Annotated in this window: 5 protein-coding genes and 1 pseudogene; 4 read left to right on the forward strand and 2 right to left on the reverse strand. The window is 65.8% G+C overall.

Annotation, left to right across the window (positions count from 1 at the left end; translation table 11 throughout):
• Positions 1-171: 171 nt before the first annotated feature.
• Positions 172-1,044: pseudogene (locus KZA10_RS18505) on the reverse strand (LacI family DNA-binding transcriptional regulator); the annotation flags it as partial.
• On the opposite strand from KZA10_RS18505, the gene KZA10_RS05920 reads away from it, so the two are divergent.
• From KZA10_RS05920 to KZA10_RS05935, 4 genes are all read left to right on the forward strand, one after another.
• Positions 929-1,798, forward strand: a complete 870-nt coding sequence (locus KZA10_RS05920) for a sugar phosphate isomerase/epimerase (RefSeq protein WP_151485742.1) — start codon at positions 929-931, stop codon at positions 1,796-1,798. The pseudogene KZA10_RS18505 and the gene KZA10_RS05920 overlap by 116 nt on opposite strands.
• 188 nt (positions 1,799-1,986) lie before the next feature.
• Positions 1,987-3,489 (forward strand): sugar ABC transporter ATP-binding protein, encoded by a 1,503-nt coding sequence (locus tag KZA10_RS05925; protein ID WP_017829493.1) that lies wholly within the window; start codon positions 1,987-1,989, stop codon positions 3,487-3,489.
• Positions 3,489-4,523: an ABC transporter permease gene (locus KZA10_RS05930; protein ID WP_017829492.1), complete on the forward strand. Its 1,035-nt coding sequence runs from the start codon at positions 3,489-3,491 to the stop codon at positions 4,521-4,523. The genes KZA10_RS05925 and KZA10_RS05930 overlap by 1 nt, the downstream gene beginning before the upstream one ends.
• Positions 4,524-4,679: 156 nt before the next feature.
• Positions 4,680-5,678 (forward strand): ABC transporter substrate-binding protein, encoded by a 999-nt coding sequence (locus KZA10_RS05935; protein WP_055866105.1) that lies wholly within the window; start codon positions 4,680-4,682, stop codon positions 5,676-5,678.
• Positions 5,679-5,946: 268 nt separating this feature from the next.
• Here KZA10_RS05935 and KZA10_RS05940 read toward each other — a convergent pair whose 3' ends face one another.
• Positions 5,947-6,243 (reverse strand): putative quinol monooxygenase, encoded by a 297-nt coding sequence (locus KZA10_RS05940; RefSeq protein WP_235562463.1) that lies wholly within the window; start codon positions 6,241-6,243, stop codon positions 5,947-5,949.
• Positions 6,244-6,396: the final 153 nt, after the last annotated feature.

Consider the following 6,396-nt stretch of genomic DNA (forward strand, 5'->3'; position numbering starts at 1 on the left):
CAGTGCTGCTGCGATCGTGTGGTTCTCGCTCCTGATCCGTAAGGCACTGCTGCTGGTCGCGATCGTGTTCGCCCCCATCGCCCTCGCCGGGTTCTCCTGGGATGTGACGAAGGGGTGGTTTGCGAAGGCCGCTTCCCGGAGCCCTTCCAGACGGTGGTTCGATTGGCTCACCGCCGGATTGCCGAGGAACAGGATGCGCCGTCGGCCGAGTGTCACGAGATGCTCTCCTGCGAGTCGCCCGCCCTCTCGGTCGTCGAACAGCACGGATGCGACCTTCGAGGAGTCGGGTATCGGGCCCACCACGACCGAGCGGATGCCGCGATCGGCCAGGGCTTCCAGGCGCGGCACCACGTCACCGAGCGGGTAGATGACGATGCCCTGCACCCGGTGCGCCTCGAACATGTCGAGATTGCGCCGCTCCTGTGCGTCGTCGCGGTTGCTGTTGCTGAAGAACAGCGACCAGCCGCCCTCGCGGGCGACGTCTTCGACCCCGCGCGAGAGGTCGTGGAAGTAGGGCAGCCAGGCGTCGAGCAGGATGAGGGCGAGCGCCTTGCTCGATCCCGCACGCAGCTGCCGAGCCGACTCGTTGGGCACGAAGCCGAGCTGCTCGATCGCCGACCGCACCCGTTCGCGGCTCGCGGCTCCGAGCACGTGCGGGTGGTTGAGGTAGTTCGAGACGGTGGAGGAGGAGACTCCGGCGAGGGCGGCGACGTCCTTGACGCTCGCGGGCATGGGACTCCTTGGTCGGGCCGCGTCGATCGGGGTTCCTGACGGCGTCGGCGGCATCAGGATATCGGAGGACTTGCAACGTGCCAAGAAAGTTCTTGACAGGGGTCGGTCGACCGACGTAGCGTGACTCGCACGCCGGAGTTGCAACGTGCCAACTCCGGGACGGCGACGGTGCCGCACACCCGCTGCGAGAGGTCTCATGAACATCGGCTGCCACGGGCTCGTCTGGACGGGGAACTTCGATGCCGAGGGCATCCGTCTGGCGGTGCACAAGACCAGGGAGGCGGGTTTCGACCTCATCGAGTTCCCGCTCATGGATCCGTTCACGTTCGACGTCTCCGTCGCGAAGGACGCGCTGGAGGAGTACGACCTCGCCGTCAGTGCTTCGCTCGGACTCTCCGAGGCGACCGATGTCACCAGCGCCGATCCGGCGATCGCGGCGGCGGGCGAAGCGCTCCTGGTCAAGGCTGTCGACGTGCTCGCCGACCTCGGTGGAGAGCATTTCTGCGGGGTGATCTACAGCGCCATGAAGAAGTACATGGAGCCCGTGACCCCTGAGGGTCTCGCGAGCAGCAAGGCCGCGATCGCCCGGGTCGCCGACCATGCGGCCGCGCGCGGGGTGTCGGTCTCGCTCGAGGTCGTGAACCGCTACGAGACGAACGTGCTCAACACCGCACGACAGGCCCTCGCCTACATCGCCGAGGTGGATCGCCCGAATCTCGGGATCCACATCGACACATATCACATGAACATCGAGGAGTCGGATATGTTCACGCCCGTCCTCGATGCGGCACCGGCGCTGCGCTATGTGCACATCGGGGAGAGCCACCGCGGCTATCTCGGCACCGGAACGGTGGACTTCGACACCTTCTTCAAGGCGCTCGGTCGCATCGGTTACGGCGGCCCCATCGTGTTCGAGTCGTTCTCGTCGGCGGTCGTCGCGCCTGACCTCAGTCGCATGCTCGGCATCTGGCGGAACCTCTGGAACGACAACGACGAGCTCGGCGCGCACGCCAACGCGTACATCCGCGACAAGCTCGTCGCGGTCGATTCGATCCGCCTCCACTGAGCGGAATCGCGGGGGAAGGAGAGCGGAAGATCAAGATGTCATTACAGGTCTTCCCAATCCCTCCGACCTTAGATACATTTAGATACAACTTGCGCTGGCCGTGGCGCAGGGCGCAGAATTGATCCGATGTTTGCGGCGGAATGATCCGCCGACATCGAAGCAGAACCTTCAAGGAAGCAGGTGAGCGCATGAGTGGACCCATCCTCCGGGTCGAGGGGATCAGCAAGGGATTCCCCGGCGTGCAGGCGCTGAAGGACGTGCACCTCGAGGTGCACGCCGGCGAGGTGCTCGTGCTCGTGGGCGAGAACGGCGCGGGAAAGTCGACGCTGATGAAGATCCTCTCCGGGATCTACACCAAGGACGAGGGCACGATCACGTTCGAGGGTCAGGAGGTGGAGCTCACCAGCCCCCTCCAGGCGCAGGAGCTCGGCATCACGATCATCCATCAGGAGCTCAACCTGATGCCCGATCTGACCGTGGCGCAGAACATCTACGTGGGGCGAGAGCCCACCACCGGGCCGTTCCTGTCGGAGCGCAAGCTGAACGCGCAGACCGCGGAACTGCTGCAGCGCCTGGACATCCACCTGAACCCCCGGCAGCTCGTCGGCGAGCTCACGGTGGCCGAGCAGCAGATGGTCGAGATCGCCAAGGCGCTGTCGTTCAACGCCAAGGTGCTCATCATGGACGAGCCGACCTCCGCCCTCACCGACACCGAGGTCGAGACGCTCTTCGTGCTGATCGAGCAGCTCAAGGCGCGCGGCACCGGGATCGTCTACATCTCGCACCGCATGGACGAGCTGCGCCGTCTGGCCGACCGGGTGACCGTCCTCCGTGACGGCACATACATCGGATCACTCGACAGGTCCGAGATCACCATCCCGACCATCATCGAGATGATGGTCGGACGTGTGATCGATGAGGGGACCCGTCCGCAGGCCCGAGAGCACGCGAACGATCCCGTTGTCCTCGAGGTGCAGGGTCTGTCGACCAAGAACCTCCTGAAAGACGTCTCGTTCCAGCTGCACAAGGGCGAGATCCTCGGCTTCGCCGGGCTCATGGGCGCCGGGCGCACCGAGACCGCGCGTGCCGTGATCGGCGCCGATCACCGCGACAGCGGCACGATCGCGATCGACGGTCGCACGGTGCGGATCGCCCAGCCAGCCGACGCCGTGCAGCACGGCGTCGGATACCTCTCGGAGGACCGCAAGCTCCTCGGCCTCATGCTCGAGCAGGACGTGACGTTCAACACCGTGCTCGCCTCGCTCGGCTCCTACGCCAACGCGATCGGCTGGATGGGCGACAGCAAGGCGAAGAACCGCACCAAAGAGTACGTGCAGCAGCTGCGCGTGAAGACCCCCTCGGTCAACCAGGTCGTCAAGCTCCTCTCCGGAGGGAACCAGCAGAAGGTCGTCATCGCCCGCTGGCTGATGCGCGACTGCGACATCCTCATCTTCGACGAGCCGACCCGAGGGATCGACGTCGGCGCGAAGGAGGAGATCTACCGCCTCATGCAGCAGCTCGCTGATGCAGGCAAGTCCATCATCGTCATCTCATCCGAGCTCCCGGAGATCCTCCGTGTGGCGAACCGCATCGCGGTCTTCGCCAACGGCCGCATCACCGGGACGCTCCGCAACGAGGAAGCAAGCCAGGAGAAGATCATGCAACTCGCAGCCCACGGGGAGGAAGACTGATGAGCGCTCCGCAGCAGCCCGGATCGTCGACGACGACGATCATCCAGACCGCCGTGAACGAGAACACCGACAAGAGAGACGTCGGCGCGTTCCTGAAGCGGCAGTTCCAGCAGTCGCTGGCGTTCGGCACGCTCATCGTGCTGATCATCTTCTTCTCGATCGCCAGCCCCAACTTCTTCACCTTCAGCAACATCGCCACGGTGCTGCTGTCGACCGCCGTCATCGGCATCCTCGCCCTCGGCACCACCTTCGTCATCATCACCGGCGGCATCGACCTGTCGATCGGCACCGGCATGGCGCTGTGCGCCGTGATGACGGGTGTGTTCGTGACGAACATGGGGCTCCCGGTCTGGGTCGGTGTCATCGGCGGCATCCTCACCGGTGTGCTGATGGGCCTGATCAACGGTGTGAACATCACGTTCCTCCGGCTCCCGCCGTTCATCGCGACCCTGGCGATGATGATGATCGCCGGTGGCCTCGCCCTCGTGATCTCGGGTGTCGCGCCGATCTACTTCTCGACGTCGGCCCCCGACTTCAAGAAGATCGCCCTCGGCGTGATCATCCCCGGCATCCCGAACGCCGTTCTCGTCACCGCCGTGCTCGCGATCATCGCGTACCTCGTGCTGTCGAAGACGCTGCTCGGCCGGTACACCTTCGCGATCGGCTCGAACGAAGAGGCCACGCGCCTCTCGGGCGTCAACACGCGTCGCTGGACGATCCTGATCTACATGTTCGCCGGGGCGTTCACCGGCGTCGCGGGCATCGTCATCGCCTCCCGCCTCGACTCGGCGCAGCCGCAGATCGGCACCGGGTACGAGCTGCAGGCGATCGCCGCGGTCATCATCGGCGGAACCTCGCTGCTGGGCGGACGCGGCTCGATCCTCGGCACCGTGATCGGCGCCCTCATCATGAGCGTTCTCGTGAACGGTCTGCGCATCATGTCGATCCAGCCCGAATGGCAGAACATCGTCGTCGGCGTCGTCGTGCTGCTCGCGGTCTTCCTCGACTCGCTCCGCAACCGACAGCGCACCTGAGACCTGGACGGCGACGAAACCCGTGCCCGTCGTCGTCCTCCGGCCATGGCCGGCTTCCGCGGAGACATCCGCACAGGCACCTGGAATGTCCACAGCGCCGGCTCGTCCGGCATCCACACAGAACAAACCGAGTCGTACCCAAACAATGGAGTTTTCATGAAATTCGGGAAGAAGACCGCACTCGTGGCCCTCATGGCCGCATCCGCACTGGTGTTCGCCGGCTGTGCCGGTGGTGGCGACGTGATCGAGGAAGGCTCGAGCAGCGGGGGCAGCAGCGACGGCGAGATGTACATCGCCATGGTCTCGAAGGGCTTCCAGCACCAGTTCTGGCAGGCCGTGAAGAAGGGCGCCGAGGACAAGGCGAAGGAGCTCGGCGTGAAGATCACGTTCGAGGGTCCTGCCGCCGAGACCGAGATCGCCGCGCAGCTGGAGATGCTGACCGCAGCGATTGACAAGAACCCGAGTGCCATCGCCTACGCCGCCCTCGACCCCGAGGCGTGCGTCGCCCCGCTCGAGCAGGCCAAGGCGAAGGACATTCCCGTCGTCTACTTCGACGCCCCCTGCAACGGCGACGTCGGGCTCAGCCTGTCGGCCACCGACAGCAAGGTCGCCGGTGCACTCGCCGCCGAGCACATGGCCGAACTGATCGGCGGCGAGGGCCAGGTCGCGATCGTCGGCCACTCGCAGATCAACTCCACCGGCGTCGAGCGTCGCGACGGCTTCGTCGACAAGATCGAGGCGGACTACCCCGACATCGAGATCGTCGACATCCAGTACGGTGACGGTGACCACCTCAAGTCGGCCGACATCGCCAAGACCCTGATCGCGGCCCACCCCGACCTCAAGGGCATCTACGGCACCAACGAAGGCTCCGCCATCGGTGTCGTGAACGCCGTGAACGAGCTGGGCCTCGAGAAGGGCAAGATCACGATCGTCGGCTTCGACTCCGGCGCCGCGCAGATCAACGCCATCAAGGACGGCACCATGGCCGGCGCGATCACGCAGGACCCGATCGGCATCGGCGCACAGGTCGTGCAGGCCGCGTACGACGCCGCCAACGGCAAGTCGGTCGAGAAGTTCTACGACACCGGCTCGTACTGGTACGACAAGACCAACATCGAAGACCCGAAGATCGCGGGCGTGCTCTACGAGTGACACCGCATCGTCGAAGAAGCCCCTCACCTTCGGGTGGGGGGCTTCTTCATGTCCGGGGTGTGCGCGTGCCGTGGTGTGGGCGTGCCGTGTGCGTATGCCGGATGCGGGTGCGTGTGCCCGGTGCGGGTGCATGTGCCGGATGTCGGGAGGACTCACGGATGCAGGAGCGGATGCCGGCGATTCCTCCGACATGCGTGCATTCTCCCGACAGGTGAGCAGGGCGGAGAGGCCGGGATCCCGCGGGCCGCCGCGTCACGGCGTGACGGCGTCAGAGGCGGCGGAGGAAGGTGAGCTGCGACGACGGTTCGACGATCAGCTCCTGCAGCGCCGCGTTGAAGGGCACTCCGGCGGGGGCGGCGATGTGCGCCTGGAACGCCGCTTCGTCGCGATAGACCTCGTAGACGAAGAAGCGGTCGGGGTCGTCGACGAGCCGGGTCGCATCGAAGACGACGTTGCCCTCCTCGGCGCGCACGACCTCGGCGAAATCGCGCAACAGGGCCGCCACACGGTCGCCCGCTCCGGGCTGGGCGGTGAAGGTGGCGTGCAGGATGGTCGGCTCGGACACGGTGTCTCCTCGGGGATGTCGGGCGTGGAGTCGGATGCTCATGGTCATGCTCGTGCGCAGGGGGAGAAGGTCACGGCTCGAGGGTCAGCAGGCGGGCAGGGGTGGTCACGAGCATCCGGTGCACGGCGTCGTCGCCGACGGCCGCGCGGAGGC

This window comes from Microbacterium sp. BF1 (assembly GCF_019279095.1).
GTDB lineage: Bacteria > Actinomycetota > Actinomycetes > Actinomycetales > Microbacteriaceae > Microbacterium > Microbacterium maritypicum.

Bases quoted from the DNA above. Each gene is read 5' to 3' on its own strand.
- KZA10_RS05920 (WP_151485742.1), top strand. From the start codon at position 929: ATGAACATCGGCTGCCACGGGCTCGTCTGGACGGGGAACTTCGATGCC.
- KZA10_RS05935 (WP_055866105.1), top strand. From the start codon at position 4,680: ATGAAATTCGGGAAGAAGACCGCACTCGTGGCCCTCATGGCCGCATCC.
- KZA10_RS05930 (WP_017829492.1), top strand. From the start codon at position 3,489: ATGAGCGCTCCGCAGCAGCCCGGATCGTCGACGACGACGATCATCCAG.
- KZA10_RS05925 (WP_017829493.1), top strand. From the start codon at position 1,987: ATGAGTGGACCCATCCTCCGGGTCGAGGGGATCAGCAAGGGATTCCCC.